At 72.5% G+C, this 25,378-nt stretch carries 22 protein-coding genes and 1 pseudogene; 12 read left to right on the top strand and 11 right to left on the bottom strand.

The genetic code is table 11. From position 1 onward, the window contains the following. Window positions 1–10 precede the first annotated feature (10 nt). The 4 genes from ACFVZW_RS02155 to zapE form a co-directional block, all read right to left on the bottom strand. Window positions 11–931, bottom strand: a complete 921-nt coding sequence (locus ACFVZW_RS02155; RefSeq protein ID WP_384515373.1) for a PPK2 family polyphosphate kinase — start codon at window positions 929–931, stop codon at window positions 11–13. A gap of 86 nt (window positions 932–1,017) precedes the next feature. Further along, the gene (locus ACFVZW_RS02150; protein WP_384515371.1) at window positions 1,018–2,376 is read right to left on the bottom strand and encodes an alkaline phosphatase PhoX; all 1,359 of its coding nucleotides are present in this window, start codon (window positions 2,374–2,376) and stop codon (window positions 1,018–1,020) included. A 153-nt stretch (window positions 2,377–2,529) separates the two neighbouring features. Next, a complete protein-coding gene (locus ACFVZW_RS02145; RefSeq protein WP_384515367.1) occupies window positions 2,530–2,955 on the bottom strand; it encodes an OsmC family protein in 426 nt (141 codons plus the stop codon). A gap of 34 nt (window positions 2,956–2,989) precedes the next feature. Continuing rightward, complete coding sequence (gene zapE, locus ACFVZW_RS02140; protein WP_384515364.1) at window positions 2,990–4,105, bottom strand: cell division protein ZapE; 1,116 nt, start codon at window positions 4,103–4,105, stop codon at window positions 2,990–2,992. A gap of 36 nt (window positions 4,106–4,141) precedes the next feature. Between zapE and ACFVZW_RS02135 the strand changes: the two genes are divergently transcribed. Together ACFVZW_RS02135 and ACFVZW_RS02130 are read left to right on the top strand one after the other, a co-directional pair. Further along, window positions 4,142–4,921: a pyrimidine reductase family protein gene (locus ACFVZW_RS02135; protein WP_384515361.1), complete on the top strand. Its 780-nt coding sequence runs from the start codon at window positions 4,142–4,144 to the stop codon at window positions 4,919–4,921. A gap of 106 nt (window positions 4,922–5,027) precedes the next feature. Further along, window positions 5,028–5,498: an indole-3-glycerol phosphate synthase gene (locus tag ACFVZW_RS02130; RefSeq protein ID WP_384515359.1), complete on the top strand. Its 471-nt coding sequence runs from the start codon at window positions 5,028–5,030 to the stop codon at window positions 5,496–5,498. A 24-nt stretch (window positions 5,499–5,522) separates the two neighbouring features. Here ACFVZW_RS02130 and ACFVZW_RS02125 read toward each other — a convergent pair. After that, window positions 5,523–6,339 (bottom strand): annotated as a pseudogene (locus ACFVZW_RS02125) (serine/threonine-protein kinase); the annotation flags it as partial. Between the two features lie 334 nt (window positions 6,340–6,673). Between ACFVZW_RS02125 and ACFVZW_RS02120 the strand changes: the two are divergent. Beyond that, window positions 6,674–6,937, top strand: coding sequence for a hypothetical protein (locus ACFVZW_RS02120; RefSeq protein WP_384515356.1), 264 nt, complete (start codon window positions 6,674–6,676; stop codon window positions 6,935–6,937). 156 nt (window positions 6,938–7,093) lie between these two features. Here ACFVZW_RS02120 and ACFVZW_RS02115 read toward each other — a convergent pair whose 3' ends face one another. From ACFVZW_RS02115 to ACFVZW_RS02105, 3 genes are all read right to left on the bottom strand, one after another. Then, window positions 7,094–8,290, bottom strand: a complete 1,197-nt coding sequence (locus tag ACFVZW_RS02115; protein WP_384515352.1) for a CaiB/BaiF CoA transferase family protein — start codon at window positions 8,288–8,290, stop codon at window positions 7,094–7,096. 70 nt (window positions 8,291–8,360) lie between these two features. Beyond that, window positions 8,361–9,137 (bottom strand): ABC transporter permease, encoded by a 777-nt coding sequence (locus tag ACFVZW_RS02110; RefSeq protein ID WP_384515349.1) that lies wholly within the window; start codon window positions 9,135–9,137, stop codon window positions 8,361–8,363. Then, window positions 9,134–10,072: an ATP-binding cassette domain-containing protein gene (locus ACFVZW_RS02105; protein WP_384515346.1), complete on the bottom strand. Its 939-nt coding sequence runs from the start codon at window positions 10,070–10,072 to the stop codon at window positions 9,134–9,136. The genes ACFVZW_RS02110 and ACFVZW_RS02105 overlap by 4 nt, the downstream gene beginning before the upstream one ends. Before the next feature lie 62 nt (window positions 10,073–10,134). Between ACFVZW_RS02105 and ACFVZW_RS02100 the strand changes: the two genes are divergently transcribed. Further along, the gene (locus tag ACFVZW_RS02100) at window positions 10,135–10,860 is read left to right on the top strand and encodes a TetR/AcrR family transcriptional regulator (protein ID WP_384515343.1); all 726 of its coding nucleotides are present in this window, start codon (window positions 10,135–10,137) and stop codon (window positions 10,858–10,860) included. Here the strand turns inward: ACFVZW_RS02100 and ACFVZW_RS02095 are convergent. From ACFVZW_RS02095 to hmgA, 3 genes are read right to left on the bottom strand one after another with little or no spacing between them, the layout of a single operon-like run. After that, on the bottom strand, window positions 10,857–12,068 hold the full coding sequence (locus ACFVZW_RS02095; RefSeq protein ID WP_384515585.1) for a type ISP restriction/modification enzyme: 1,212 nt from the start codon (window positions 12,066–12,068) through the stop codon (window positions 10,857–10,859). The genes ACFVZW_RS02100 and ACFVZW_RS02095 overlap by 4 nt on opposite strands. Before the next feature lie 14 nt (window positions 12,069–12,082). Next, window positions 12,083–12,832, bottom strand: coding sequence for a GntR family transcriptional regulator (locus tag ACFVZW_RS02090; protein ID WP_384515341.1), 750 nt, complete (start codon window positions 12,830–12,832; stop codon window positions 12,083–12,085). Window positions 12,833–12,886: 54 nt separating this feature from the next. Continuing rightward, entirely contained in the window at window positions 12,887–14,212 is a 1,326-nt protein-coding gene (gene hmgA / locus ACFVZW_RS02085; protein ID WP_384515338.1) for a homogentisate 1,2-dioxygenase, read from the bottom strand. A gap of 142 nt (window positions 14,213–14,354) precedes the next feature. On the opposite strand from hmgA, the gene ACFVZW_RS02080 reads away from it, so the two are divergent. The 8 genes from ACFVZW_RS02080 to ACFVZW_RS02045 all read left to right on the top strand — a co-directional run bounded on the left by ACFVZW_RS02080 (window position 14,355) and on the right by ACFVZW_RS02045 (window position 25,305). Continuing rightward, entirely contained in the window at window positions 14,355–16,424 is a 2,070-nt protein-coding gene (locus ACFVZW_RS02080; RefSeq protein ID WP_384515335.1) for a right-handed parallel beta-helix repeat-containing protein, read from the top strand. A gap of 317 nt (window positions 16,425–16,741) precedes the next feature. After that, the gene (locus ACFVZW_RS02075; protein WP_384515582.1) at window positions 16,742–17,470 is read left to right on the top strand and encodes a hypothetical protein; all 729 of its coding nucleotides are present in this window, start codon (window positions 16,742–16,744) and stop codon (window positions 17,468–17,470) included. Continuing rightward, the gene (locus tag ACFVZW_RS02070; protein ID WP_384515332.1) at window positions 17,467–18,744 is read left to right on the top strand and encodes a hypothetical protein; all 1,278 of its coding nucleotides are present in this window, start codon (window positions 17,467–17,469) and stop codon (window positions 18,742–18,744) included. Before ACFVZW_RS02075 ends, ACFVZW_RS02070 begins: the two co-directional genes overlap by 4 nt. 198 nt (window positions 18,745–18,942) lie before the next feature. Further along, entirely contained in the window at window positions 18,943–19,563 is a 621-nt protein-coding gene (locus ACFVZW_RS02065; protein WP_384515329.1) for a TetR family transcriptional regulator, read from the top strand. Window positions 19,564–19,639: 76 nt separating this feature from the next. Then, window positions 19,640–21,835: a molybdopterin oxidoreductase family protein gene (locus ACFVZW_RS02060; RefSeq protein WP_384515326.1), complete on the top strand. Its 2,196-nt coding sequence runs from the start codon at window positions 19,640–19,642 to the stop codon at window positions 21,833–21,835. 134 nt (window positions 21,836–21,969) lie between these two features. Then, window positions 21,970–23,394 carry a CitMHS family transporter gene (locus tag ACFVZW_RS02055; protein WP_384515579.1) on the top strand — a complete coding sequence of 475 codons (1,425 nt, stop codon included), beginning with the start codon at window positions 21,970–21,972 and terminating at the stop codon, window positions 23,392–23,394. 152 nt (window positions 23,395–23,546) lie between these two features. After that, complete coding sequence (locus tag ACFVZW_RS02050) at window positions 23,547–24,524, top strand: hypothetical protein (protein ID WP_384515323.1); 978 nt, start codon at window positions 23,547–23,549, stop codon at window positions 24,522–24,524. Next, window positions 24,511–25,305, top strand: coding sequence for a class F sortase (locus ACFVZW_RS02045; RefSeq protein WP_384515320.1), 795 nt, complete (start codon window positions 24,511–24,513; stop codon window positions 25,303–25,305). Before ACFVZW_RS02050 ends, ACFVZW_RS02045 begins: the two co-directional genes overlap by 14 nt. Window positions 25,306–25,378 lie beyond the last annotated feature (73 nt).

Below are 25,378 nucleotides of genomic sequence, written 5' to 3'. Positions count from 1 at the left end.
AACTAACCGATCAGGAAGCGAGCAGCTGCCTGCGGCACTCGGCGACGTCGAAGTCGCCCGGCGGGTACCGCGGATCCATCGCCTCCAGGTGTTCCAGGAGCAGCGTGCTGATCGCCCAGTCGCGGTACCACTTGCGGTCGGCCGGAACGAGGTACCACGGAGCTTCCGACGTCGAGCAGCGCTCCAGCGCCAGCTCGTACGCCTCTTGGTACGCGGGCCACAGCGCCCGCTCCTCGATGTCGCCCGCGTTGAACTTCCAGTGCTTGTCCGGGTTGTCGAGCCGCTCCAGGAGCCGCGCGCGCTGCTCCTCGTACGAGATGTGCAGGAAGACCTTGACGATCGTGATGCCGTCGTCCGCGAGGGACTCCTCCCAGCGGTTGATCTGGCCGTAGCGGCGGCCGAGGTCACGGCGGGGGACCAGGTCGCGGACGCGCGCGATGAGCACGTCCTCGTAGTGCGAGCGGTCGAAGATGCCGATCTCGCCCGGCACCGGCAGGGCCCGGTTGATCCGCCAGAGGAAGGGGTGGCCCCGCTCCTCCGTCGTGGGCGCCTTGAAGCCCCGGATCCGGCAGCCGGACGGGTTGAAGTAGCCGATCACATGTTTGACCGTGCCGCCCTTGCCGCTGGTGTCCATCCCCTGGAGCACGAGCAGCAGCCGCCGGCGGTCGCCGGCCGTGCTCGCCGCGTAGAGGCGCTCCTGGAGCTCGGCGAGGCGCGGGGCCAGACGGGCGGTGGCCTCGATCCCGGCCGCCTTCCCGGCCGGGCCGGCCGGGACCTCCGAGGCGGAGTACGAGGAGAGGTCCACCGGCTTGCCGACGGGCAGGCGCAGCAGCTCCCGCAGGACCGCGGACCGCACCGGCAAGGTCCGCGGCCGCTTCGTCCCCGATCCCTTGGCCGCCTTGCCGTCCTTCTTCTCTTCCTTCTTCGCCATCTGCGCCCCTTCGGGTCCGTCGCTCGCCTTCTCCGATCCTGCGACGGAATCGACGGACCCGCGAACGGTGCGGCCGAAGAGCTACCTCAGCACCATGGACCCGTCACCGCGAACGTCGTCCCCGGGGTGTAGCAGTTGACGTACATCGTCCGCCCGTCCGGCGAGAACGTGACGCCCGCGAACTCGCCCCACTCCGGGGCCTCCGGCGTGCCGATGTTCTGGGCCCCCCGGGCGACCGCGTACACCTCGCCCTTCCGGCTCACGCCGTAGACGTGCTGGCCGCCTTCGCCGTCCTCGCTGACCATCAGACCGCCGCTCGGGGCGAGACAGATGTTGTCCGGCGACTCGCCCGGCAGCTGGATGTCGGTGCTCGGGCCGAAGACGACGACGAGCGTGAGACGGCGCCGGTGGGGCTCGTACTTCCACACCTGGCCGTAGTGGGTGGCCGCCGAGCCGTCCTTGGCACGGGCGAAGGACGAGACGAAGTACACGGCCCGCCCGCCCCAGTAGCAGCCCTCCAGCTTCTGCGCGTGCGTGATGCCCTTCGGCCCGAAGTCCTGGAGCCGGATGGGCGTTTCGACGGCCTGCGGATCCGGTACGGGGACCCACTCGACGCCGCCGAAGCTCGCTCCGGTCTCCTGGACCACGGAGAGGTCGGGCACACCCGGCACACGCATGGCCTCCAGGGCCCCGCCCGCGCGCAGCGAGCCGAGACCGCCCAGCGGCTTCTCCGGCAGGAAGCGGTAGAAGAGCCCGAAGGGCCGTTCGAAGGCGTCCTCCGTCTCGTACACGATCCCGCTGTGCGGGTCGACGGCGATCGCCTCGTGCTGGAAGCGGCCCATGGCGGTGAGCGGGACGGCTCCGGTGCGGTGCGGGTCGGCGCCGTCGACCTCGAAGATGAAGCCGTGGTCCTTGGTGTAGCCGTTGGTCCCGGCCTTGTCCTCGGTCTCCTCGCAGGTCAGCCACGTACCCCAAGGAGTGGGCCCGCCCGCGCAGTTGACCGCGGTGCCTGCGATGGCGACACGCTCGCCCAGGACGTTGCCGCGGCCGTCCAGCTCGATCGCCGTACAGCCGCCCTTGGCGGCGGGGTCGTACGTCAGGCCCTCCACGGTGGGGACGCCGATCTTGCCGGTGACCCGGTTCTCGTGGTTGCGGACCAGATGGACCCGGCCTCGGCGGCCGGCGAAGGCGGCCATGCCGTCGAAATTGCTGGGGACGGGGCCCTCACCGGAGCGGAGGGGGTCGCCCTGGCGGGAGAGGACCTTGTAGCGGAAGCCCTTGGGGAGGTCGAGGAGCCCGGCCGGGTCGGGGATCAGCGGGCCGTAGCCGGCGTGCCCGCGAGCGGCCGCCGTACCGGCGAAGAGTTCGGAGAAGGCTCCCGCGAAGGCGATGCCGGCGACGGACGCGCCGGTGCGGGACAGGATCTGACGTCGTGTTGCGGACATGAGGCAACCCACTTTCCTGTGGGGGCACCCCCATGCCGAAGGCTATGGGGGAGGACAGGTGTGTGATGTGACGTGTGGCCCGCATGTGTGTATCACGCACAGTGGTGACAGGTGAACCATGCGGGCCACAACGGCCTCATGTGGCGTGAGCGATCAGGCGAGTTCGGCGGTCAGCGTGATCGTCGTGCCGGTGAGCGCCTGGCTGACCGGGCAGTTCTTCTTGGCGTCCTCGGCCAGCGCCTTGAACTCGTCCGCGTCCAGGCCGGGGACCTCGCCGCGCACGGTCAGGTGGATGCCCGTGATGCCCTCGCCGGGCTGGAAGGTGACATCGGCCTTGGTCTCCAGGCGGGCCGGCGGGTTGCCGGCCTTGGCCAGACCGTTGGAGAACGCCATCGAGAAGCAGGAGGAGTGCGCGGCGGCGATCAGCTCTTCCGGGCTGGTCTTGCCGTTCGGCTCCTCGGCGCGCGACGGCCAGGAGACCTGGTACTCGCCGAGGCCGGAGGAGTCGAGGGTGACGACGCCCTTGCCCTTGAGGAGGTCGCCCTCCCAGACGGTGTGGGCGTGACGGACGGTGGCCATGATGAATCCCTTTCGATCGGGTATGGCCCCCAACCTACTGCTCCACCAGACCCTTTGCGTCTCGTGCCAGGGCGGTGAGCCGGGAGATCGCCCGGAAGTACTTCTTCCGGTACCCGCCCTTCAGCATCTCTTCACTGAACAGCCGGTCGAAGGGGAGCCCGGAGGCGAGCACCGGGACCTCACGGTCGTACAGCCGGTCGGCGAGGACCACGAGCCGCAGCGCGGTCGACTGGTCCGGGACCGCCTGGACGTCGGTGAGGCAGACCGCGGACAGCCCGTCGGTCAGCGCGCCGTAGCGGCTGGGGTGGACCTTCGCCAGGTGGTCGAGCAGGTGCGGGAAGTCGTCGAGCGAGGAGCCCGGCGTCGCGTACGCCGCCTTCGTCACCTGCTCCTCGGAGTACGGGGCGGGCGCCTCGGGCAGCCCGCGGTGACGGTAGTCCTCACCGTCGATCCTCAGCGGCCGGAAGTGGGCGGAGAGGCCCTGGATCTCGCGCAGGAAGTCGGCGGCGGCGAACCGGCCCTCGCCCAGCTTGCCCGGCAGCGTGTTGGAGGTGGCGGCCAGCGCCACGCCCGCCTCCACGAGCCGGCTGAGCAGGGAGGAGACGAGGACGGTGTCGCCCGGGTCGTCCAGCTCGAATTCGTCGATGCAGAGCAGCCGGTGTCCGCTGAGCGTCTGCACGGTCTGCTGGAAGCCCAGCGCGCCCACGAGGTTCGTCAGCTCCACGAACGTGCCGAAGGCCTTGAGCCCCGGCTCGGCGGGGGTGGCATGCCAGAGGGAGGCGAGGAGGTGGGTCTTGCCGACGCCGTAGCCGCCGTCGAGGTAGATCCCGCGCGGGCCCGTGGGGGCGGCGGGCTTCTTGGCGAACCAGCGGCTGAGTGCCGGGCGCTTGCCGGCGCCGGTGGCGTGTGCGCCGCCGAGCCCCTCGGCGAAGGAGCTCAGGGCCTTGACCGCGTCGGTCTGGCTGGGCTGGTTCGGGTCCGGGATGTAGGTGTCGAAGCGCACCGAGTCGAAGCGCGGCGGCGGGACCATCTCGGCGACGAGCCGGTCGGCGGGGACATGGGGCTCCCGGGCGCAGAGGGAGACCGGAGCGGCTTCGACGGAAGCGGCTTCGGTTATGGCACGGGAGGTGTGGGAGGCACGGGTCGACACAGTTCCCCACTGTAAGCGCCGTGTCAGACTGCGAGGATGCGACGCCTGTTCCCTGTGACGGACATGACAGCCGACGACGCCCTCGCCGGGGACCGGGAGTGGTCCCTCGACGAGCTGGCCGACCTCTACGCGTACCCGGAGCCGCTTCCGGACGGTGTCTGGCTGCGCGCCAACATGGTCTCCTCCCTCGACGGGGCCGGGCAGCACGACGGCCGTTCCCAGCCCCTCTCCTCCGACACCGACATGCGGATCTTCGGCACGCTGCGTGGTCTGGCCGACGTGATCGTGGTGGGGGCGCAGACCGTACGCCAGGAGGGGTACCGGCCGGCCCGTGCCCGGGACGCGTTCGCGGCCCGCAGGGCGGCCGCCGGGCAGGGGCCGGCGCCGGTGATCGCGGTGGTCAGTGCCTCCCTGGACCTGGACTTCTCGGCTCCGCTGTTCACCGAGCCCCTGGTGCCGACGCTGGTCCTGACCGGGGCCGCGGCGCCCCCCGACCGTGTGGACGCGGCCGCGAAGGCCGGCGCGGAGGTGGTGATCGCGGGCGACGGGCCCGGCGTGGAGCCGGACCGCGCGAAGGCGGCGCTCGTGGAGCGGGGGCTGCGGCGCCAGCTGACCGAGGGCGGGCCCCGGCTGCTCGGCCAGTTCGTCGCGGCGGGCGTGCTCGACGAGCTGTGCCTGACGGTGTCGCCGACGATGACGGCGGGCGCCGCGCAGCGGATCGCGGGAGGCCCGTCGGTGGACGTCCCGAAACGGTTCGCCGTGGCGTCGGTGCTGGAGGAGGCCGGGTTCCTTTTCACCCGCTACCGTCGGATCTGACAATCGGCGGAATTTGTCGTTCCGGTTAGCTTCCGCTGGGCACACTTACCCCCGTAGACCCCGTGCGGGCACGGGGAAGGATGGTTTCCGCAGAAGGGCTCCTGAGGTGTTCACAAGCGTTCTGATGATCGAGAAGCCCCTCACGTCCGTCGACGTGGAATTCGTCACCACCCTGCACGGCGAAGAGGCGGTGTCCTTCATCGTGCTGATGCAGCCCCGTGGTGACCAGGCCGATGTGCTGCTGCGCGCCATCGACGACGTCGCCATGGGCGAGCTGAAGGAAGCGACCAAGGAGGGCGAGCAGCCGGAGGGCAAGGAGGCCCGTGTCCCCGCCGAGCAGGCCCTGGAGTACTCCCTCCAGGCCCTGCGGAACGCCGGCTGCGAGGCGGTCGGACAGGTGGTCGAGGACCACCCCCTCGACAAGATGAAGTCCGTCGTCGACGAGTCGGACGCAGACGAGGTGATCGTCCTGACGGCCCCGCACTACGTGGAGGAGTTCTTCCACCGCGACTGGGCCTCGCGGGCCCGCCACAAGGTCGGCGTCCCGGTCCTGAAACTGTTCGCGCACAGCGAGTGACGGGCGCGGCCCGGGGCGGCCCCGGGCGCGGCGCGCCGCCCGCGGCCACCAGTCTCAACTCGCTCTCCGCCTCGGCAGCCTGGAGCCGCTCCTGCGGATCCTTGCGGAGCAGCCCCTCGATCACGGGGGCCAGCGGGCCGGCTCTGCGGGGCGGCGGCAGCTCCTCGTCCACCACGGCCCGCAGGGTGCTCAGCGGAGTGTCCTGACGGAAGGGCGAGGCGCCCTCCACCGCCGCGTACAGAAGCACGCCGAGCGACCACAGGTCCGACGCGGGGCCGGGTGTGCGGCCCAACGCCCGCTCCGGGGCGAGGAATTCGGGGGAGCCGACGAGCTCGCCCGTCATCGTGAGGTTGGAGGTCCCCTCCACCGCCGCGATGCCGAAGTCGGTGAGGACGACCCGTCCGTCGTTGGCGAGCAGGACGTTGCCCGGCTTCACGTCCCGGTGCAGCACCCCGGCCTCGTGCGCGGCGCGCAGCGCGGCCAGTACGTCGGCGCCGATGCCCGCGGCGCGCTGCGGGGGCAGGGGGCCCTCCGCGTCGAGGACGTCGGAGAGCGTCAGCCCGCGGATCAGCTCCATCACGATCCAGGGCCGGCCGTCCTCGGTGGCCACGTCGTACACCGTCACCACGTTCCGGTGCGAGATCCGGGCGGCCGCCCAGGCCTCCCGCTCCAGGCGGGCGTAGAGCCGCCGCTCGTCGTCCCCGGCGAGCCCGGCCGGTGCGCGGACCTCCTTGACGGCGACGTCGCGGGCCAGGACCTCGTCCCTGGCCCGCCAGACGGTGCCCATGCCCCCCTGGCCCAGGACGTCGAGGAGTCGGTACCGCCCCGCGATCACGGTCATGGCGTGTCCCCGTCCGTCGTCCACCGGTGGAACATTCCTGCCCCCGCCCCGGCCACTTCGAACACCGCGCCGCGAGCCCGGGGTGATCTTGGTGGTGGAGATCACACACCGTCAGATACCGAAGGCCGGCGGGCTTGCGTGCAGGATGGTTCGTGACGGTTCGGCAGGTGTTCGAGTGCTGTCCAACTCGCCCTGGAATCAGATGGATTCGGACAGTAACCGTCAACCCCCGTACGAGTGCGGTGAATCCTGCCGCCGGGATACACGAGTGTCACAGCGGGGCGATAGGGTTAACCTGCCCGGGCTGGGTGCCCTCGTTAGGGTGGGGAGTGACATGGAACAGATAGCAATGCGCAGCAGGCCGCGAGTGCCTGCCATCACATGCGGGAGCAGTGCGACCAGTTCGCGACTCGACCGTCATCTCGCGGTGCTCGGCGGCCCCGTCGTGCCACAGCGTGACGCGGCCGAGGCGACGCTGCTGATGCGGGAGCTGACGTCGCGTGACGTCTCGCACAGCCGTCGCAGCAAGAGCGCGCGCGTCTCGCTCTTCGCCCCGCTGCGCCGCCTGCGGCGCTCCCTCTTCGGCAGCCGCGGCTAGCCGGCGTTCCTCCGGGGTCGTGGGCATCTGATCCGCAGGGCCGGGATCCCCCTGGGGGCACCTCCCGGGCGAAGCTCCGGGGGAGAAGCCCCGGGGGCAGGTGGGCACACCCCCGACGGCGCCGGCTGCCCCACCCCGCTCACCCCCGCGGCCCCGTCACGCCACGACACCGTCCCCTCGTAGCGTCTCCAGCTCCGCCGGCCCCACCCCGAGCTCACTGAGCACCGCATCCGTGTCCTCCCCCAACGTCGGGATGCGACCCATCCGGGCTTCGGGTCCGTCCGGGAACGTGACCGGCGGCAGCAGGGTCCGCAGCGGCCCGGCCGCCGAGTCCGTGAACCGCCACCGGTCGCGCGCCGCCAGCTGCGGATGCGCCGCCAGATCCGCGACCGTGTTCAGCCGCGCACACGCGACCCCCGCGGCGTCCAGCCGTGCCAGCGCCTCCGCGGCCGTCAGCGGTGCCAGTGCGTCGGCCACCACCGCGTCCGTCTTCGCCCGGCCGGCCACCCGGGCCGTGTTCGTCGCGAAGGCCGGATCGTCCGCCAGATCCGGCCGCTCCAGGACCTGTTCGGCCAGCCGCCGCCACTCACGGTCGTTCTGGACCGACAGCAGGACCATGCCCCCGTCGGCCGTGGGATAGGCGTCGTACGGCGCGATGACGGCGTGCGCCAGGCCCGTGCGCGCCGGTGCCGTGCCCCCGTGCATCCCGTGGTGCAGCGGATGCCCCATCCACTCGGCCAGCGAGTCGAGCAGCGACACCTCCACAGGGCCGCCCCGCCCGGTCGTCCCCCGTCGCACCAGCGCCGCGAGGACACCCGTGCAGGCGTACATCCCCGCCGCGATGTCGGCTGCCGGAATCCCCGACTTGACCGGCTGTTCCTCGGTCCCGGTCACCGAGACCAGACCCGCCTCGCACTGCACGAGCATGTCGTAGGCCCGCTTGTGCGCGTACGGTCCGCCCGGCCCGTACCCCGAGACGTCCACCGCGATCAGCCGCGGATGCGCGGCGCAGAGCGTGGCCGCGTCCAGGCCGAGCCGGGCCGCCGCGCCCTGCGCGAGGTTCTGTACGAAGACGTCGGCGCCGGCCACCAGCCGGCGGACCAGGTCGAGCCCCCGGGCGTCCTTGAGGTCGACGGCCACCGACTCCTTGCCGCGGTTGCACCACACGAAGTGCGAGGCCAGGCCCCGCGCCGCCGTGTCGTAGCCCCGGGCGAAGTCCCCGCCGTCCGGACGCTCGATCTTGACGACGCGGGCGCCCAGGTCCGCGAGCTGGCGGGTGGCGAAGGGGGCGGCGACGGCCTGCTCGACCGCGACGACCGTGATCCCCTCCAGGGGGAGTGGCTGAGTGCTCATGACAGCCCTGCCTACCCTGCGGGCGGCGCCTTGTCACCGTCGCCCTCGTCACCGTGGTCCCCGGGTGGTGTCACCCGCGGGCGTAGCGCCGCACCGCGAGCGGGGCGAAGACCGCGATCAGCGCCAGCGACCAGAGCAGCGCCCCGGCCACCGGGTGCGCCACCGGCCAGGCGGCGTCCACCGGTACGGTCGCGTTGCCGAAGAGCTCCCGTACGGCCGTCGTCACCGCCGAGATCGGGTTCCACTCGGCGATCGTCCGGAGCCAGCCGGCCATGTTCTCCGTGGGGATGTACGCGTTCGAGAGCAGCGGCAGCATGAACGTGGCGCTGCCCAACTGGCCGGCCGCCTCCTCGCTCTTCGAGGCGAGGCCCAGCAGGATGCCCACCCAGGTCGTCGCGAGGCGGAAGAGCAGCAGCAGACCGAAGGCGCCCAGCGCCTCCAGGGCGGTGCCCTCGATCCGCCAGCCCATGGCGAGCCCGACCAGGATCATCGGGACCATGCCGACCGCGCTCGTCACCAGGTCGGCGAGCGCCTGCCCCAGCGGGACGGCGCCCCGGCTCATGGGCATGGTCCGGAAGCGGTCCGTCACGCCCCGGTGCGCGTCCTGGGCGGCCTGGAACATCCCCGTCATGAGCCCGCCCGCCGCCGTCGCGACGAGCAGGCCGGGTACCAGATACGCCCGGTACTCGGTGCCCGGCATCGCGAGCGCGCTGCCGAAGACGTACCCGAAGAACAGCAGGAAGACGATCGGCATCGTCTGTGTCATCACGACGATCGCAGGCGCCCGGCGGACCTTCTGCAGATGGCGGCCCAGTACCGCGGTTCCGTCATGGACCAGCGCGCTCATGCCGCGAGCTCCTTCCGGTCGGTGAGGCGCAGGAACACCTCGTCGAGGGTGGGCGGACGCAGGGAGGCGTCGACGATGTGGACCCCGGCCGCGTCGATCTCGCGGACGATCCGGGGGAGGGTGAGCGTGCTGTCCGTGGTCACGGCGCCGACCGTGCGCCGCTCGGCGTCCAGCGCCGGGGCGGAGCCGGTCAGCTGGTCCAGGACGGCGGCCGCCGCGCCGAGCAGCGCCGGATCGGCGACGACGACCTCCGCCCAACTGCCGATCATCGCCTTGAGCTCGGCCGGGGTGCCGCGGTGCGCGGCCCGGCCCTCGTCGATCAGCACGATGTCGTCGGCGAGCTGATCCGCCTCCTCCAGGTACTGCGTGGTCAACAGCACGGTCGTGCCCTGCGACGCCAACCCCCGTACGGCGTCCCAGATCCCGTTCCGGCTGTGCGGGTCGAGCCCGGTCGTCGGCTCGTCGAGGAAGAGGATCCGCGGCGGGACGAGCAGGCTCGCCGCGAGATCCAGCCGGCGGCGCATCCCGCCCGAGTACGTCCGGGCGGGCCTGTCGGCCGCCTCCGTCAGGCCGAACTGCTCCAGGAGTTCGTCGGCTCGGGCGCGCGGGGCGCGCAGCAGCCGGGCGAAGAGCCGCAGGTTCTCGGCGCCGGAGAGGTCGCCGTCGACCGAGGCGTACTGGCCGGTGACCGCGATCCGCTTCCGCACCCCCGCCGGGTCGCGCACCACGTCGTGCCCGGCGACCCGGGCGCTGCCCGCGTCCGGGGCGACCAGCGTGGTCAGGACCCGGACGGCGGTCGTCTTGCCCGCGCCGTTGGGGCCGAGGACACCGCAGACCGTGCCCTCGGGGACGGCCAGATCGAGCCCGCGCAGCGCGTGGACGTCGCCGTAGCGCTTCCTCAGACCCTCACTAAGTACAGCGTACGTAGTAGTCATGGCTCGACCATACCCCACTACGTACGCTGTACGTAACTACGATGGTGGGGAGGTGATGATCGATGGCGGGCCGAGCGGCCGAACCGGAAGTGATCTGGGCGCGCCCCGAGCGCACGGGCCGCGGCCCGAAACCGGCGTACAGCAGGGCCGACATCGTGGCCGCCGCGGTCCGTATCGCCGACGCCGACGGGATCGACGCGCTCTCGATGCGCCGGATCGCGGCGGACATCGGCTGCGGCACGATGTCGCTCTACAACTACGTCCCGCGCAAGGAGGATCTGTACGAGCTGATGGTCGACGCCGTCAGCGGCGAGTACGACCTCCCCGATCCTCCCCGTCGCCCCGGCGGTGACTGGCGCGCGGACATGCTCCATGTGGCGCGCGAGGCCCGGGGCATCCTGCGCCGTCACCCGTGGGTGATCAGGCTGATGACGACCGGGTACGCCTACGGTCCCAACGCGCTGCGCTTCCTCGAAGGGTGTCTGGCCTGCCTGGACGGTCTCGACCTGCCCGGCGGCACCAAGATGGAGCTGATCGCGACGGTCAACGGCACCGTGATGACGATCGTCGCCAATGAACTCGCCATCGCCGAGCGCGCCCGCGGACTGCCCTGGTCGGAGGAGCAGGAGCAGGCGGTGCGCGGGGCCTATCTGAGGGAGCGGCTCGCGGACGGCGCCTACCCCCGACTGGCCGCGGTGTTCGCTGCGTCCGGGGTCGGACCCCTCGATCCCGACGAGATCTTCGACCGGACGCTGGAGCGGGTCCTCGACTCCTTCGTCCCGGGCTAGAGCAGCGCGAACTGGCCCTCCGGGCCCTCCTCTTGATGATCCAGTACGGAGGCGGGGCGGCGGGCCGCGTCCGGCACCGGCAGCACTCCGGCCTCCCGCAGCGCGTCCCGGGTCAGCGGCGTGCCTTGCGTGAGCGCCTCCCGCTCCGGCTCCTGCTGGGAGAGGAGGGCGAGGACGGTGATCAGCTCCAGGAGCTCCGAGGTCCACTCCTGCGGCCAGGCCGCCGGGCCGATCGCCTCGAGACCGCCGGGCTCGGCGGGCACGGTCCGATGCGAGAACCACTGTTCGAGCATCCGTACGCCGCCGACACGGAACTCCCACGCCTCGGCCGGGACGGGCGAGATCCGGCCGTCGTCGAGGGTCAGCGTCTCCTCCTCCGGCTCGTACGCAAGCACGGTCGGCCGGGCGGGGATCGGCGCCCGCACATAGGGCCGGCGGCCGCCGGGCAGCCGGGGCCGCTCGCCGCCACGGCCGCCCCGCAGCTGGATGTCGGTGAGCCGCCTGCCCAGCGCCACGCCCGCGGCCCAGAGGTCCGGGTCCGCCGGGAGCGGGACGCGACAGCCGGCGGCGGAGGGGCGGGTGGCCGCTAGGGCCCAGGCCAGGACGGACCGCGGGTCGACCGGCCGTCCGTACCGCTCGCTCAGCAGCGGGAGCAGACCGGGCGCGAGGTTCGGTTCCTCGCCCCCGGGGCGGCGGAAGAGCGGCCGGATCCGCCCCGGTCGCCCCGCGGGGGAGCGCCCGTCGGGCAGCGCCGAGGTCACCAGCAGCGCGGGACCGGCCGCCCCCGGCACGTGTCCCTGCTCCACCGCGAACAGCTGGTGGTCGTCGGCGACGCGCCACAGCTCCGGGCGCGCGGTGTCGATGAGCCGGTGATCGGGGAGCAGCCACTGCTCGTCGAACGGGCCGTGGGCCAGCCGTACCGGCTCCGGGCACGGCCCCGACTCACGAGCGAACCGGACGGTGCCGGTCCGCTGCCCGGGCAGCGCGGCCACCGAACTCGACGGGGTACGCGCCCGGCTGGGCCGGAACAGCTCCTCGCGCTCGGTCCCCTCCGCCCCGACGAGACGGTCCCAGCGTGCCCGCAGGGTACGGACGTCGGGCGCCACGATCCAGGAACGGCCGAGCCGCAACGGCGCGACGGACCACGGCATCAGCTCGTCCAGGAGGGGCGCGTCGTCCAGCGGTACGTCTTCGGTCACGCCCCGGATGCTAGCGAGCGGGCTCAGTGCGCCTCCACCGTCACGGTGAACGAGAACCGGTCGCCCCGGTAGCGGATCCGGGCCACGTCGACCACCCGGCCGTCGTCGTCGTAGGTCACGCCGGTGTAGTGGAGGATCGGCGAGAGCAGCGGCACTTCGAGGAGCGCGGCCGTCTCCGGGTCGGCGAGGCGGGCCTCCACGGTGTCCGTGATCCGGCTGATCCGGACCCCCATCACGTCCCGCAGCACCTTCGTCATCGGCCAGCGCTCCAGATCGGCCGGGTCGAGATCGGCCGCGATCTCCGGCCGTACCGCGTTCTGCGCCCAGTTGGTCGGCTCGCCGGTCTCCCCGTCGCGCCGCAGCCGCCGGTACGCGACGACCTCCGTCACATCGGGGAAGTACTCGGCCAGCTCGCCCGGCACCGGCTCGCTGCCGTGACCGAGGACGGTGGTCCGCTCGCCGGACTGCTGGGCCACGATCGCGTCGATCGAGCCGAGCAGCCGGCGCGGGCTGGAGCGCCGGGCGCCCGGTTCGATGAAGGTGCCGCGCCGCCGGTGCCTGCTGATCAGGCCCTCCTCCTCCAGCTCCTTGAGGGCCTGGCGCATGGTCAGCACGCTCACGCCGTAGTGCGCGGCGAGCTGCTCCTCGGTGGGCAGCCGCAGCGAGGCGTCGGGCGTGCGGCCCAGTATGGAGGCGCGCAACGACTGCGAGACCTGATACCACAGCGGCAGCTTGCGGTTCAGGACCAGCGAGTCGGGAGCGAAGGCGGTCACGGCGTTCTCCGTACGACGACTACGACTACGACGAGACTCGACGGCTACGAGACTCTACGGCCGGAAGTGGCGCTCCAGACCCTGCCACACGTCGTCGTACCCCTTCTGCAGATGGTCGGCGTTCGCGGCCTGGCCGGTGGCGGTGACGGGCCAGCGGGTCTCGAACATGAAGGCAAGACCGTCGTCGATCCGCTGCGGCTTCAGCTCGGCCGCGCTGGCCTTGTCGAAGGTCTCCCGGTCCGGGCCGTGCGCGGACATCATGTTGTGCAGCGAGCCGCCGCCGGGAACGAAGCCCTCGGCCTTGGCGTCGTAGGCGCCCTCGATCAGGCCCATGTACTCGCTCATCACATTGCGGTGGAAGTACGGCGGGCGGAAGGTGTCCTCGCCGACCAGCCAGCGCGGCGCGAAGACCACGAAGTCGACGCCCGCGAGGCCCGGGGTGTCCGACGGCGAGGTGAGGACCGTGAAGATCGACGGGTCCGGGTGGTCGTACGAGATCGTCCCGATGACGTTGAAGCGGTGCAGGTCGTAGACGTACGGGGTGTGGTTGCCGTGCCAGGCGACGACATCGAGCGGGGAGTGGCCGTACGTCGCCGACCAGAGGTTTCCGCAGTACTTGTTGACGACCTCGACGGGGCCCTCGACGTCCTCGTAGGCGGCGACGGGCGCGCGGAAGTCGCGGGCGTTGGCGAGGCCGTTGGCGCCGATCGGGCCGAGATCGGGGAGCTGGAAGGGCGCCCCGTAGTTCTCGCAGACGTACCCGCGGGCGCTCTCGTCCAGGAGCTCGACGCGGAAGCGGACGCCGCGCGGGATCAGCGCGACCTCGCCGGGGCGGGCGGCGAGCAGACCCAGCTCGGTGCGGAGCAGCAGCCCGCCGCGCTCGGGGACGATCAGCAGCTCGCCGTCGGCGTCGCTGAAGACCCGGTCCATGGAGTCGTTCGCGTGGTACAGGTGCACGGCCATGCCGGCGCGCTGGGTGGCGTCGCCGTTGCCGCCGAGCGTCCACAGGCCGGCGAGCCAGTCCGTGCCCGGCGCCGGGTCGGGCAGCGGGTTCCAGCGCAGCCGGTTGGGGTCGGGGACGGTCTCGGTGAAGGGCGCGGAACGCAACGCGCCGTTGTCGATCCGGGCGAACGGCGGGTGCGCGGCCGACGGCCGGATGCGGTAGAGCCACGAGCGGCGGTTGTGCGCGCGGGGCTCGGTGAAGGCGCTGCCGCTGAGCTGCTCGGCGTACAGGCCGAGGGGAGCGCGCTGCGGCGAGTTGCGGCCGTGCGGCAGCGCGCCGGGCACCGCCTCAGAGCTGTGCTCGTTGCCGAAGCCGGTGCTGTAGTCCAGCGCCTCGGCCACCTTCCTGGCCTGCTCCGTCGGCTGTTCCGTGGTCATCGCCCGCTCCTGTCCTGAGCCCGCAAGGGAATCCTATGGATGACCGTAGGATTCCGCGACCGCTCGCGTCAACGGGTCACGGTTCGACGTGATGCGTGCAGAAGGGGTTCCAAAAGGTGAACATTGCTCTACTCTCACGCGCATGTCGTGGACCCGTAGGCTCCTTGTCGCGCTCTCGGTCGTTCTCGCGGCGCTCGCCGCCGCCCTTGTCACCGCTCCCGTGGCCCAGGCACACGAGGAGCGGCCCGTCACCTTCCCCGACGGCTCGGGCAGTGTGCCGACGCTGCGCACCGGGGAACCCGATCTGCTCGTCTGCAAGACCGACCGGGCCGACTTCACCCGTCGCGTCTCCGGCTTCCCGGCCGAGGTGAAGGCCCGGAACCTGGCCCTGTTCGAGCGCTGTACGCGGACCGGCTACCGCCATCTCCAACAGGCCGTCGACGCCGTCGACCGACCCGGCATGACCATCGCCGTCCTGCCCGGCCTGTACGAGGAGGAGCCCTCGCAGCCCGCGCCGACCGGCGCCTGCGCCTCGCTCAAGGCGCCGAACTCCGCGCTCGGCTACCAGATCCTGTCGTACGAGCAGCAGCGGCAGTGCCCCCACAACCAGAACCTGGTCGCGATCCTCGGCAAGAAGAACCTCCAGATCGAGGGCACCGGCGCCTCGCGCCTCGACGTCGTCATCGACGCCAAGTACACCAAGCTCAACGCGATACGGGCCGACGAGTCCGACGGGATCTACTTCCGCAACTTCACTGCCCAGCGCACCACCTTCAACTCGCTGTACGTGCTCGCCGGCGACGGCTTCGTCATCGACGACGTACTGACCCGGTGGAACGACGAGTACGGCTTCCTGACCTTCGCCTCCGACCACGGCCTGTACAAGAACTGCGAGTCGTACGGCAACGGGGACTCCGGCATCTACCCCGGCTCGGCCTCCGACATCAACAACGGCCGGGGCTACGACGTCCCGCGCTACTCCATCGAGATCACCGGCTGCCGCAGCCACCACAACATGGTCGGCTACTCGGGCACGGCGGGGGACTCGGTCTACGTCCACGACAACGAGTTCGACCACAACATGGGCGGCGCGTCGATGGACTCCGCCTTCCCCGGCCACCCCGGACTCCCGCAGAACCACGCCCGCTTCGAGCGGAACCTGATCCACGACAACAACCAGAACTACTACCGCCACGTCGCCGACGGCACCTGCGCCAAGCCGCCCGTCGAGCGCGGCTACGAGCAGGGGGTCGTCTGCCCGCAGATCTCCATGCCGCCCGGCACCGGCATCATCACGGCGGGCGGCAACTGGAACCTGTACGAGAACAACTGGGTGTACGGGCATCAGCGCGCCGCCTTCTTCCTGAGCGCCGTCCCCGCCTTCATCCGCGGCGAGTCCGACTGGGGCAAGCAGACCGACACCTCCCACCACAACCGCTACGCCGGCAACCACCTGGGCGTCGACCGCTCCGGCGCCTCCCGCCCCAACCGCGCGGACGTGTGGTGGGACGGCCAGGGCGGCGGCAACTGCTGGCAGGCCGACGCCGGGGCTTCCAGCCCGGGCTCCCTGCCCGAGTGCGGGGCGCGGCGGGGCGACGTCTCGGGGAACACCGACCGGCTCGTCGGCGAACCGGCCAAGCTGGCCCACCTCCTCGTCTGCGCCGACTACAACGTCCAGGCGCGACGGCTGCCGGCCGGCTGCGACTGGTACGGGGCGCGGGGCGTCCAGCGCGTCGAGACCCAGCTCGCCCTGGCGGTCGCGGTCGTCCTCGCCCTGGTCGGCGGCGTCCTGTGGTGGCGCAGGCTCCGCGGCAGCCGGCTCGCGGGCGCGGCGACCCTCGTGGGCCTCGCGGGCCTGGCGCTGGACGTGGCCGGTTCGACCCTCGGTCTGTCCTCGGGCCCCGTTCCCGCCCTGGCGCTGCTCCTGATCGGCGCCTGGTGGACGGCGCTCGGCCTGGCCCTGCGGCCGTCCCGCCCCGCCTTCGCCTGGACCACCCTCGCCCTGGGCGCCCTCACTCTCCTCGACGCCTTCGACAAGGCCGTCCTGATGATCCCCTGGATCCCCCTGAGCCCGGCCTGGCTGCGCGGGCTGCTCGCGGTGGTGTGGGTGCTGTGGGCGGTGGTCGCGGCCGGCCGCCGCACCCCACCGACCCCTGCCGCCCCACCCGCACCGCAGGACGAGCCCGCCGACACGGCTGGAGGCCGGGCATGAGCGTCGAGCCCAAGACCGGCGCCCCCACGACACCCCAACCACCCGCCCCGCGCGGGGCGGCCCGGGGTGAGGCCGGCGGGGGTGGGGCCGCCCTGCCTGGCCCGGGCGGGCGGGGGACCGGCCCGCAGGGGAACGGGCGGGGAGCGACTGGCCGTGGAGAGGACAGCCAGGCAGGGGCCGCCTTGCGCGGCACGGGCCGGCGTGGGACCCGTCGGGATGGGGCTGGCCGGGGAGGAGGCGGCCTGCGCGGCACCGGCCCGTGGGGGAACGGGCGGCGGCGGGTCGGCGTCCTCGCCGGGGTCGTCCTCGTTGTCGTCCTGGCCGTCGCCGGGTGTGGAGGTCGGGCCAGCACCCATCACAAGCCCGGCACGAGCCACGAGGAGGCGACCGCGGGCAGCGGCACGCTGCTCGCGGCGAAGGACGAGGCCGGGCACCGGTTGCGGGAGGTGCCCGCCGCGGGCGCCCCCGCCGTACGGGCCGAGCAGCGGCCCGACACCGAGGGCGGCTGGAACGTCCACCTGACCGTGGAGAGGTTCCGCTTCACCCCCGAGAGCATCGGCGGCGCCGCGATCCCGGGCCGCGGACACGCCCGGCTCCTCGTCGACGGCAAGGAGACCGGCCGCGCCTACGGCCCCTGGCACCACATCCCGCCCGGCGCGCGCACCGTGACCGTCCGCCTCCACGCGGACGACCACACCGTCTGGGCCGTCGCGGGCAAGCCGATCGAGGTCACCGTCCCCCTGTCCGGCGCCCCCGTGGCCGGGACACCGACCGCCACCGCCCCCGGCCGGACCGTCGAGATCACCGTCACCGGCACCTCCGTGCAACCACCCCCCTCCCGCATCGAGTTGAAGAAGGGCGAGCGCGTCACCCTTCGCGTCACCAGCGACCGCTCGGACACCCTCCACGTCCACGGCTACGACCGCGAGCTGCCCCTCGCCCCCGGCAAGCCCACCTCCCTCACCCTGACCGCCGACCGCACCGGACTCTTCGAGGTCGAGACCCACGAGTCCGGACTCCTCCTGACCCAACTCGCCGTCCGGTGACGGCTCCCGCGCACCTCCTCGCCCACGGAGTCGGCTCCCAGCACGACCTCCCCCTCTCGCCCTTCTACGCCTACGCCGGCGCGTTCGCCGCGCTCTTCGTCTCCTTCCTCGCCCTCGGCCTGCTCTGGTCCTCGTCCCGCTTCCGCGGCGACGCGGCGGGCCGCCCCCTCCCCGCCGCCCTCCAGCGCCTCGCCGACGCCCCGGCCACCCGCACCGCGCTCCGCCTCATCGGCGCGGCCGCCGGCCTCGCCGTCCTGCTCCATCTCCTCCTCGGGCCCGACGACCCCGACCGGAACCCAGCCCCCGGCGCCGTCTACGTCCTGCTGTGGGTCGGGCTCGTCCCCGCCTCCCTCCTCCTCGGGCCCGTCTGGCGCCTCCTCAACCCCCTGCGCACGCTCCACGCCCTGCTCCCCGCGCCCCGGGCCCCTCGCCCCGTGCCCGCCGGTCTCGGCATCCGCCCGGCCGCCGCGGGACTCCTCCTCTTCGCCTGGCTCGAACTCGCCGCCCCCGACCCCGCGTCCACCACCACGCTCCTGAGCTTCCTCGCCGTCCTCACGGCCATCGGCCTCCTCGGCGCCGCCCGCCACGGCCCCGACTGGTTCGCCCACGCCGACCCCTTCGAGGTCTACTCCTCCCTCCTCGCCCGGCTCTCCCCGCTCGGCCGCCGCGCCGACGGCCGACTCGTGCTGCGCTCACCCTTCGACGGCCTCGACTCCACGCCCCAGACCCCCGGCCTCGTCGCCACCGTCTGCGTCCTCCTCGGCTCCACCGCCTACGACGGCATCTCCGACAACCCCCGCTGGATCACCACCCTCCAGACCTCCGCGCTCGGCCCGACCCTCACCGCCACCCTCGGCCTGCTCGCCGCCGTCGCGCTCGTCGCCGCCCTCTACGCCGTGTGCGCCGGCACCCTGCGCCTGATGTCCCGCACGCTCACCCACCCCCTCGCGTCCTTCGCCCACTCCCTCCTGCCGATCGCCCTCGGCTATCTCGTCGCCCACTACTTCACACTTTTCGTCACCGAAGGGCCACGTACAGTCATGATGGCAGCGGGCACTGACAATGCCCCCGCGCCCGCCCCGCCGCTGAGCCCGGGCGGCCTCGCCGCCCTCCAGGTCGCCGCGATCGTCACCGGTCACGTCCTCGGCGTCGTCGCCGCCCACGACCGCTCCGTGCGCCTCTTCCCGCCCGCCCGGGCGGTGGCCGGCCAACTCCCGCTGTTCGCGCTGATGATCGCGTACACCCTCGGCGGAATCGGCCTGCTCATCGCCTGACCCTGCCCGTCGCCGGACCCGCGCCTCTCCCGCGCCGCCCATCGCCAGGGCCCGCGCCTCTCCCGCCCCGCCCGTCGCCGGACCCGCGCGCGGCCCAGCCCGCATCGCGCCGCCGGCCCGGAAAGCGGCATCCGGCCGCCGGCCCGCGCAGCCTCCGGCCCCCGCATCTCCTGACCCGACCAGGAGCGGAGCGGCATCATGGACCCCGTGCCCCCGCCCTCACTCCGCCGCACCCCCGTCCAGCAGCGCAGCGCCGAGCGCCTCGCGCGGATCCTCGACGCCTGTGCGGAACTCCTCGACGAGACCGGTTACGAGCAGCTGAGCACCCGCGCCGTCGCCGTCCGCGCGGGCGTCCCCATCGGCTCCGTGTACCGCTTCTTCGGCAACAAGCGCGCCATGGCCGCGGCCCTCGCCCAGCGCAACCTCGACCGCTACGCCGAGCGGATCTCCGCCCGGCTCGCCGCGGCCGGCCATGTCGACGCGTACGGCGCGATCGACGGCGTCCTGGACGAGTACATCGCCATGAAGCGCACCGTCCCCGGCTTCGCCCTCGTCGACTTCGGCGTCCCGGCTCCGCCCACCGACGAAGGATCGGGCGAGGACCCCAACCTTCTCGTCGCCGACCGCCTCTGCGGGCTGCTCGTCGCCCATCTCGGCCGTACCACCGACGACGTCCTGCGCCGCAAGGTGCTGGTCGGCGTCGAGGCCGCCGACGCGCTGCTCCAGCTCGCCTTCCGTACGGACCCGTCAGGGGACCCCGAGCTCGTCGCCGAGACGCGTGAGCTTCTCTACGCCTATCTCGCGCCCTCACTGACATGACCCTCCCCACCGTGCGTACCGGTCGGTATGTTCGCTGGTGCCCGCGCGTCACAGCCGCCGCCCCAGGGAGCCCGCCATGTCCACCGCCCTGCGCATCTGCCCGCTCTGCGAAGCCACCTGCGGACTGACCCTCACCCTGGACGGCTCCCGTGTCACCGGCGCCCGCGGGGACCGAGACGACGTCTTCAGCCAGGGCTTCATCTGCCCCAAGGGCGCCTCCTTCGGCGAGGTCGACGCCGATCCCGACCGGCTCACCGGGCCCCTCGTCCGCAAGGACGGCGCCCTCCAGGAGGCCACCTGGGCCGAGGCGTTCGACACCATCGCGGCCCGCGTCCGGCCCCTGATCGAGGAGCACGGCCCGAACGCGGTGGGTGTCGTCCTCGGCAACCCGAACGTCCACACCATGGCCGGCGCGCTCTATCCGCCCCTGCTGCTCGGCGCCCTGCGCACGCGGAACCTCTTCACCGCCTCCACGCTCGACCAGATGCCCAAGCACGTCTCCAGCGGACTGCTCTTCGGCGACCCCTTCGCCATCCCCGTACCGGACCTGGACCGCACCGACCATCTGCTGATGCTCGGCGCCAACCCCCTGGACTCCAACGGGAGTCTCTGCACCGCCCCCGACTTCCCCGGCAAGCTCAAGGCGCTGCGCAGGCGCGGCGGCACCCTCACCGTCGTCGACCCGCGCCGCACGCGCACGGCCCGGCTCGCCGACCGCCATGTCGCCATCCGCCCCGGCGCCGACGCCCTCTTCCTCGCCGCGCTGGTCCACACCCTCTTCGCCGAGGACCTCACGGACCTCGGTGCGCTCGCCGAGCACGTCGAGGGAGTGGAGCAGGTACGGGAAGCGGTACGGGACTTCACGCCCGAGGCCGTCGCCTCCGCCTGCGACCTGGACGCCGCCACCATCCGTACCGTCGCCCGTGAACTGGCCGCCGCGCCCACGGCCGCCGTCTACGGCCGCATGGGCAGCTCCACCGTCGCGTACGGCACGCTCGCCAACTGGCTCGTCGACGTCCTCAACGTCCTCACCGGCAACCTCGACCGCCCCGGCGGCGCGCTCTTCCCGCTGGCCGCCACCGCCCCCGCGCCCCGCCCCGCGGGACCCGGCAAGGGCTTCGCCCTGGGCCGCTGGAGCAGCCGCGTCTCCGGTCACCCGGAGGCCAAGGGCGAGATCCCGATGGCCGCCCTCGCCGAGGAGATCGAGACGGAGGGGGAGGGGCGCATCCGCGTCGTGATCACCGTCGCCGCCAACCCCGTCCTGTCCGCACCCGACGGGACGCGCCTCGACGCCGCCCTCGGCACCGTGGACTTCATGGTCGCCGTCGACCCGTACCTCAACGAGACCACGCGGCACGCCGATGTCGTTCTGCCTCCGCCGCCGCCCTCGCAGAGCGCCCACTTCGACTTCGCCTTCAACAACTTCGCCGTCCGCAACCAGGCCCGCTTCACACCCGCCGCCGTCCCTCTGGAAGAGGGACGCATGGACGAGTGCGAGATCCACGCCCGGCTGATCCTCGCCGTCTCCGGGATGCACGGCGCACCGCCCTCGGCCGTCGACGACCTCGCCATCGACACCACCCTCGCCAAGGCCGTCGCACAGGAGCACTCGCCCGTCCACGGCGCCGACCCCAAGGCCGTCGCGGCACGGCTGAGCGGCGCGACCGGGCCCGAGCGGCGCCTCGACATGATGCTGCGCCTCGGCCCGTACGACCTGGTCCTCGAAGACCTCCGCCGGGCGCCCCACGGCATCGACCTCGGCCCGCTGCAGCCCCGCCTCCCCGGGCTCCTCAAGACCCGCAGCGGACGCGTCGAGCTGCTGCCCGCGCCGATCGTCGCCGATCTGCCCCGGCTGCGCGCCGCCCTCGACGCCGAACCGGGCGGCCTCGTCCTCGTCGGCCGGCGTCATCTGCGCTCCAACAACAGCTGGCTGCACAACGCGCCGTCCCTCAACAGTGGCTCGAACCGGTGCACCCTCCAGGTCCACCCGGACGACGCCGACCGGCTCGGCCTCGCCGACGGCAAGCCCGCCCGGATCGCGGCCGAGGGCGGCGCGCTGGAGGTCGAGGTGGAGATCACCGACGCCGTACGGAACGGGGTGGTGAGCCTCCCGCACGGCTGGGGCCACGACCGTCCGGGCACCCGGCTCGCGGTCGCCGCAGCCCGTCCCGGCGTGAACGTGAACCAGCTCCTCGACGGCACCCGGCTGGACCCGCTGTCCGGCACCGCGGTGCTCAACGGCTTCCCCGTGGAGCTGGCACCCCTGCCGTGACCTGGGGTTTTGCTCGTATTGCTCACGCGTCAACATCTTGTTAACCGCGGAAGGGGGCACCTAACGTCATCCGAACGCCGCACCGGTGGGAGCCGCCCCGGTGGGAGTTCAAGGGTGAACGTGAGGTGTCCTCCATGCTGACCGTCCTCGGCTTCGCCATGATCGCGACCTTCCTGGTCCTGATCATGATGAAGAAGATGTCGCCGATCGCGGCGCTCGTGCTGATCCCCGCGTTGTTCTGCGTCTTCGTCGGACAAGGAGCACAGCTCGGGGACTACGTCCTCGAAGGCGTGGGCAAGCTGGCGCCCACCGCGGCGATGCTGATGTTCGCCATCGTCTACTTCGGCGTGATGATCGACGTCGGTCTCTTCGACCCGATCGTCCGGGGCATCCTGCGCTTCTGCAAGGCCGACCCGGTCCGTGTCGTGGTCGGTACGGCGGCGCTGGCCGCGATCGTCTCGCTCGACGGCGACGGCTCCACCACCTTCATGATCACCGTCTCGGCGATGTATCCGCTCTACAAGCGGCTCGGGATGAGCCTGGTCGTCATGACCGGTGTCGCCGCCACCGCCAACGGCGTCATGAACACCCTGCCCTGGGGCGGCCCCACCGCCCGCGCCGCGACCGCGCTGAAGCTGGACGCGGCCGACATCTTCGTTCCGATGATCCCGGCGCTCGGCATGGGCCTGCTCTTCGTCTTCCTCCTCGCGTACGTCCTCGGCCGCCGCGAGCGCAGGCGCATCGGCTACCTCACCCTCGACGAGGTCCTCGAGCCGACGCAGACCGAGACCGTCCTCGTGAAGGCCGGGGGCGGTACGGACACCACGAGGACGTCCGGCGGCTCCGGCGGTGCCGGTGACGCCCTCGGCCGGCCCGGCGCCGCACCCGGGCAGCCCGAGGGGGCTTCCGAGGAGGGTTTCCCGGGCCTCGATCCCAACCGCCCGACCCTGCGGCCCAGGCTCTACTGGTTCAACGCCGGACTCACCGTCGCGCTGCTCACCGCGATGATCCTCGAACTGCTGCCGATCCCGGTCCTCTTCCTCCTCGGCGCCGCCCTCGCGCTCACCGTCAACTACCCGAACATGGCCGAGCAGAAGGCCCGGATCGCCGCCCACGCCGACAACGTCCTCAATGTCGCCGGCATGGTCTTCGCGGCCGCCGTCTTCACCGGGGTCCTCACCGGCACGGGCATGGTCAAGCACATGGCCGACTGGCTCGTGGGCGCGATCCCCGAGGGCATGGGCCCGCACATGGCCCTGGTCACGGGTGTGCTCAGCCTTCCGCTCACGTACTTCATGTCGAACGACGGCTTCTACTTCGGTGTCCTGCCGGTGCTCGCCGAGGCGGGCGCCGCCCACGGCGTGTCCCCGCTGGAGATCGCCCGCGCCTCGATCGCCGGCCAGGCCCTGCACATGTCGAGCCCGCTGGTTCCGGCCGTCTACGTCCTCGTCGGCATGGCGAAGGTGGAGTTCGGCGACCACACTCGGTTCACGGTGAAGTGGGCGGCGCTCACCTCGCTGGTGGTCCTCGCGGCCGGGATCCTCTTCGGCGTCATCTAGCGCGGTTGGCGGCGGGCGGGCTGGTTCCTCCGCCGGGGGAGTGAAAGTCGGAGGGTGGGCGGCGTTGCTGCCACCCTCCGTATTCATGTCATGACAGAAAGTCAGATTATCGGTTGATCATCTGATGTCTTCATGACTGGAGGAACCCAAGCATGACCGCTCTGGCTGTCCGTCCGCTTCTGTCCGCCGCGCTGGTCACCCTGGCTTTCGGCGGCGCCACCCTGGCCGGCGCGCCTGCGGCCGTCGCCGCCCCCGGCGACAGCGGCGACATCAAGGTCCACCATGCCGGGCGCTCGGGCCAGGAGGCCCGCACGGGCGAGAACAATCCGGTCAACAATCCCTCGGTCTGCACCTTCTACTTCGCCGCCTTCAACTTCGACGGGCTCCAGAGCGTCAACTGGGCCGTCACGCCGCAGCCGCCGGTGGACAGCGTGACGACGAGCGGCTCGATCACCATCGACGCCGCGGGGCACGGGATCAGCCCGGATCTGACGCTCGCCGACGGCAGGTACAAGGTCGAGTGGACCTGGGAGGGCCAGCAGGGCGCGGAGAAGAGCAAGATCTTCAGAGTCGACTGTGACGACAGCGCCGGCCCGCCGCCGACGAACGGGAACGGCGGCGCCGCGGCCAACAGTGGCAATGGTGGTACCGGGAACGGCAGCACCGCGGACAGCGGCAGTGGGAACGGCGGGACGACCAACGGCAGCAGCAGCTGGAACGGTGGGACCGGCAACGCCACCAGCGGGACCAGCAGCTGGAATGGCGGGACCGGTAACCCCACCAGCGGGACCGGCAACGCCACCAGCGGGACCGGCAGCTGGAACGGCGGCACCGGCAACGCCACCAGCGGGACCGGCAATGCCACCAGCGGGACCAGCAGCTGGAACGGCGGCACCGGCAACGGCGCGAGCCCGTCCAGCACCAGCAGCCCGAACGGCTGGAGCGGTGGCAATGGCGCCACCAAGCCCCCGCAAGGCCCGGTCGGAGCGGGTGGTGGCGGCAGCGCCGACAGCACCGGGACGGACAGCTCCGTCTTCGGGGTCGGATCGGCCGTCGCCGCCGCCCTCGCGGGTACGGTCGCCCTGATCCTCGTCCGTCGGTCGCGCCGCCGCACCGATGGCGCCGCGTAGGTCCCGCTTCACGCGCAGGCAGCGGCGCCTCCTCCGGCTCACCCGGACGGTGGTGGTGACCCTGTCGCTGGTCGGCGGCGGCATCTGGTGGGCACAGGGCGAGGAACCGTCCGACCCGCCGATCGCCGCCCCGGCCGCGCACGGGGCGGGCGCGGAATCCCCTGCCGCCCCGGCCGGATCGGGGCGGCCCCCCGACCAGAAGCCCAAGGCCCAGCCGCAGCCCACGGCTTCGACCCCGCGCAAGGCGCAGCCCCGGCCCGGGCCTCCGGCCGCGCCCAAGGCCCGGCCCGCGCTCGATCCGCCGCCCGCGCCCCTGGCACGCTCGCGCCCCACCGGCATCGCCGTCCCGGCGATCACCATCGAGGCCCCGGTGCTCGGTCTGGGACTCGATTCCTCCGGACGGCTCGGCACACCGCCGGCCGACGACCCCCGGATCGTCGGCTGGTACAAGGACGGCCCGACCCCGGGTGAACGCGGCACGGCGATCGTCGTCGGCCACCGCGACACCCGTACCGGGCCGGCCATCTTCCTCGACCTCGACTCGCTCACCCCCGGGAACACCGTCCGTGTCGCCCGCGCCGACGGCCGGGTCGCCGTCTTCACGGTCGACAAGGTCCGCACCTACACGAAGGAGCAATTCCCCGACCGAGAGGTGTACGGCTCCACGGGTCGCCCCGAACTGAGGCTGCTCACCTGCGGCGGCGCGTTCGACCCGAAGAGGGGTTACGAGTCGAACATCGTCGTCTACGCCCACCTCACCGACATTGCCCGGGAGATCTGACCCGGGTAACCGGTCCGTTCCTGGGGAGTCATGAGCCACAGGAACCCCGGGCCGCCGGCCCCCGAGCCACCAA

Source organism: Streptomyces sp. NPDC059567 (genome assembly GCF_042735655.1).
Classification (GTDB): Bacteria; Actinomycetota; Actinomycetes; order Streptomycetales; family Streptomycetaceae; genus Streptomyces.
This window is presented reverse-complemented; position numbering and strand designations above follow the sequence as displayed.

What these genes read in the sequence shown, in the direction of transcription:
- ACFVZW_RS02145 (WP_384515367.1), bottom strand. Translation starts at nt 2,955, where the DNA reads ATGGCCACCGTCCGTCACGCCCACACCGTCTGGGAGGGCGACCTCCTC.
- ACFVZW_RS02045 (WP_384515320.1), top strand. Translation starts at nt 24,511, where the DNA reads ATGGCGCCGCGTAGGTCCCGCTTCACGCGCAGGCAGCGGCGCCTCCTC.
- ACFVZW_RS02105 (WP_384515346.1), bottom strand. Translation starts at nt 10,072, where the DNA reads ATGACTACTACGTACGCTGTACTTAGTGAGGGTCTGAGGAAGCGCTAC.
- ACFVZW_RS02150 (WP_384515371.1), bottom strand. Translation starts at nt 2,376, where the DNA reads ATGTCCGCAACACGACGTCAGATCCTGTCCCGCACCGGCGCGTCCGTC.
- ACFVZW_RS02055 (WP_384515579.1), top strand. Translation starts at nt 21,970, where the DNA reads ATGCTGACCGTCCTCGGCTTCGCCATGATCGCGACCTTCCTGGTCCTG.
- ACFVZW_RS02115 (WP_384515352.1), bottom strand. Translation starts at nt 8,290, where the DNA reads ATGAGCACTCAGCCACTCCCCCTGGAGGGGATCACGGTCGTCGCGGTC.
- ACFVZW_RS02060 (WP_384515326.1), top strand. Translation starts at nt 19,640, where the DNA reads ATGTCCACCGCCCTGCGCATCTGCCCGCTCTGCGAAGCCACCTGCGGA.
- ACFVZW_RS02080 (WP_384515335.1), top strand. Translation starts at nt 14,355, where the DNA reads ATGTCGTGGACCCGTAGGCTCCTTGTCGCGCTCTCGGTCGTTCTCGCG.
- hmgA (WP_384515338.1), bottom strand. Translation starts at nt 14,212, where the DNA reads ATGACCACGGAACAGCCGACGGAGCAGGCCAGGAAGGTGGCCGAGGCG.
- ACFVZW_RS02065 (WP_384515329.1), top strand. Translation starts at nt 18,943, where the DNA reads ATGGACCCCGTGCCCCCGCCCTCACTCCGCCGCACCCCCGTCCAGCAG.
- ACFVZW_RS02120 (WP_384515356.1), top strand. Translation starts at nt 6,674, where the DNA reads ATGGAACAGATAGCAATGCGCAGCAGGCCGCGAGTGCCTGCCATCACA.
- ACFVZW_RS02135 (WP_384515361.1), top strand. Translation starts at nt 4,142, where the DNA reads ATGCGACGCCTGTTCCCTGTGACGGACATGACAGCCGACGACGCCCTC.
- ACFVZW_RS02110 (WP_384515349.1), bottom strand. Translation starts at nt 9,137, where the DNA reads ATGAGCGCGCTGGTCCATGACGGAACCGCGGTACTGGGCCGCCATCTG.
- ACFVZW_RS02100 (WP_384515343.1), top strand. Translation starts at nt 10,135, where the DNA reads ATGGCGGGCCGAGCGGCCGAACCGGAAGTGATCTGGGCGCGCCCCGAG.
- ACFVZW_RS02155 (WP_384515373.1), bottom strand. Translation starts at nt 931, where the DNA reads ATGGCGAAGAAGGAAGAGAAGAAGGACGGCAAGGCGGCCAAGGGATCG.
- ACFVZW_RS02050 (WP_384515323.1), top strand. Translation starts at nt 23,547, where the DNA reads ATGACCGCTCTGGCTGTCCGTCCGCTTCTGTCCGCCGCGCTGGTCACC.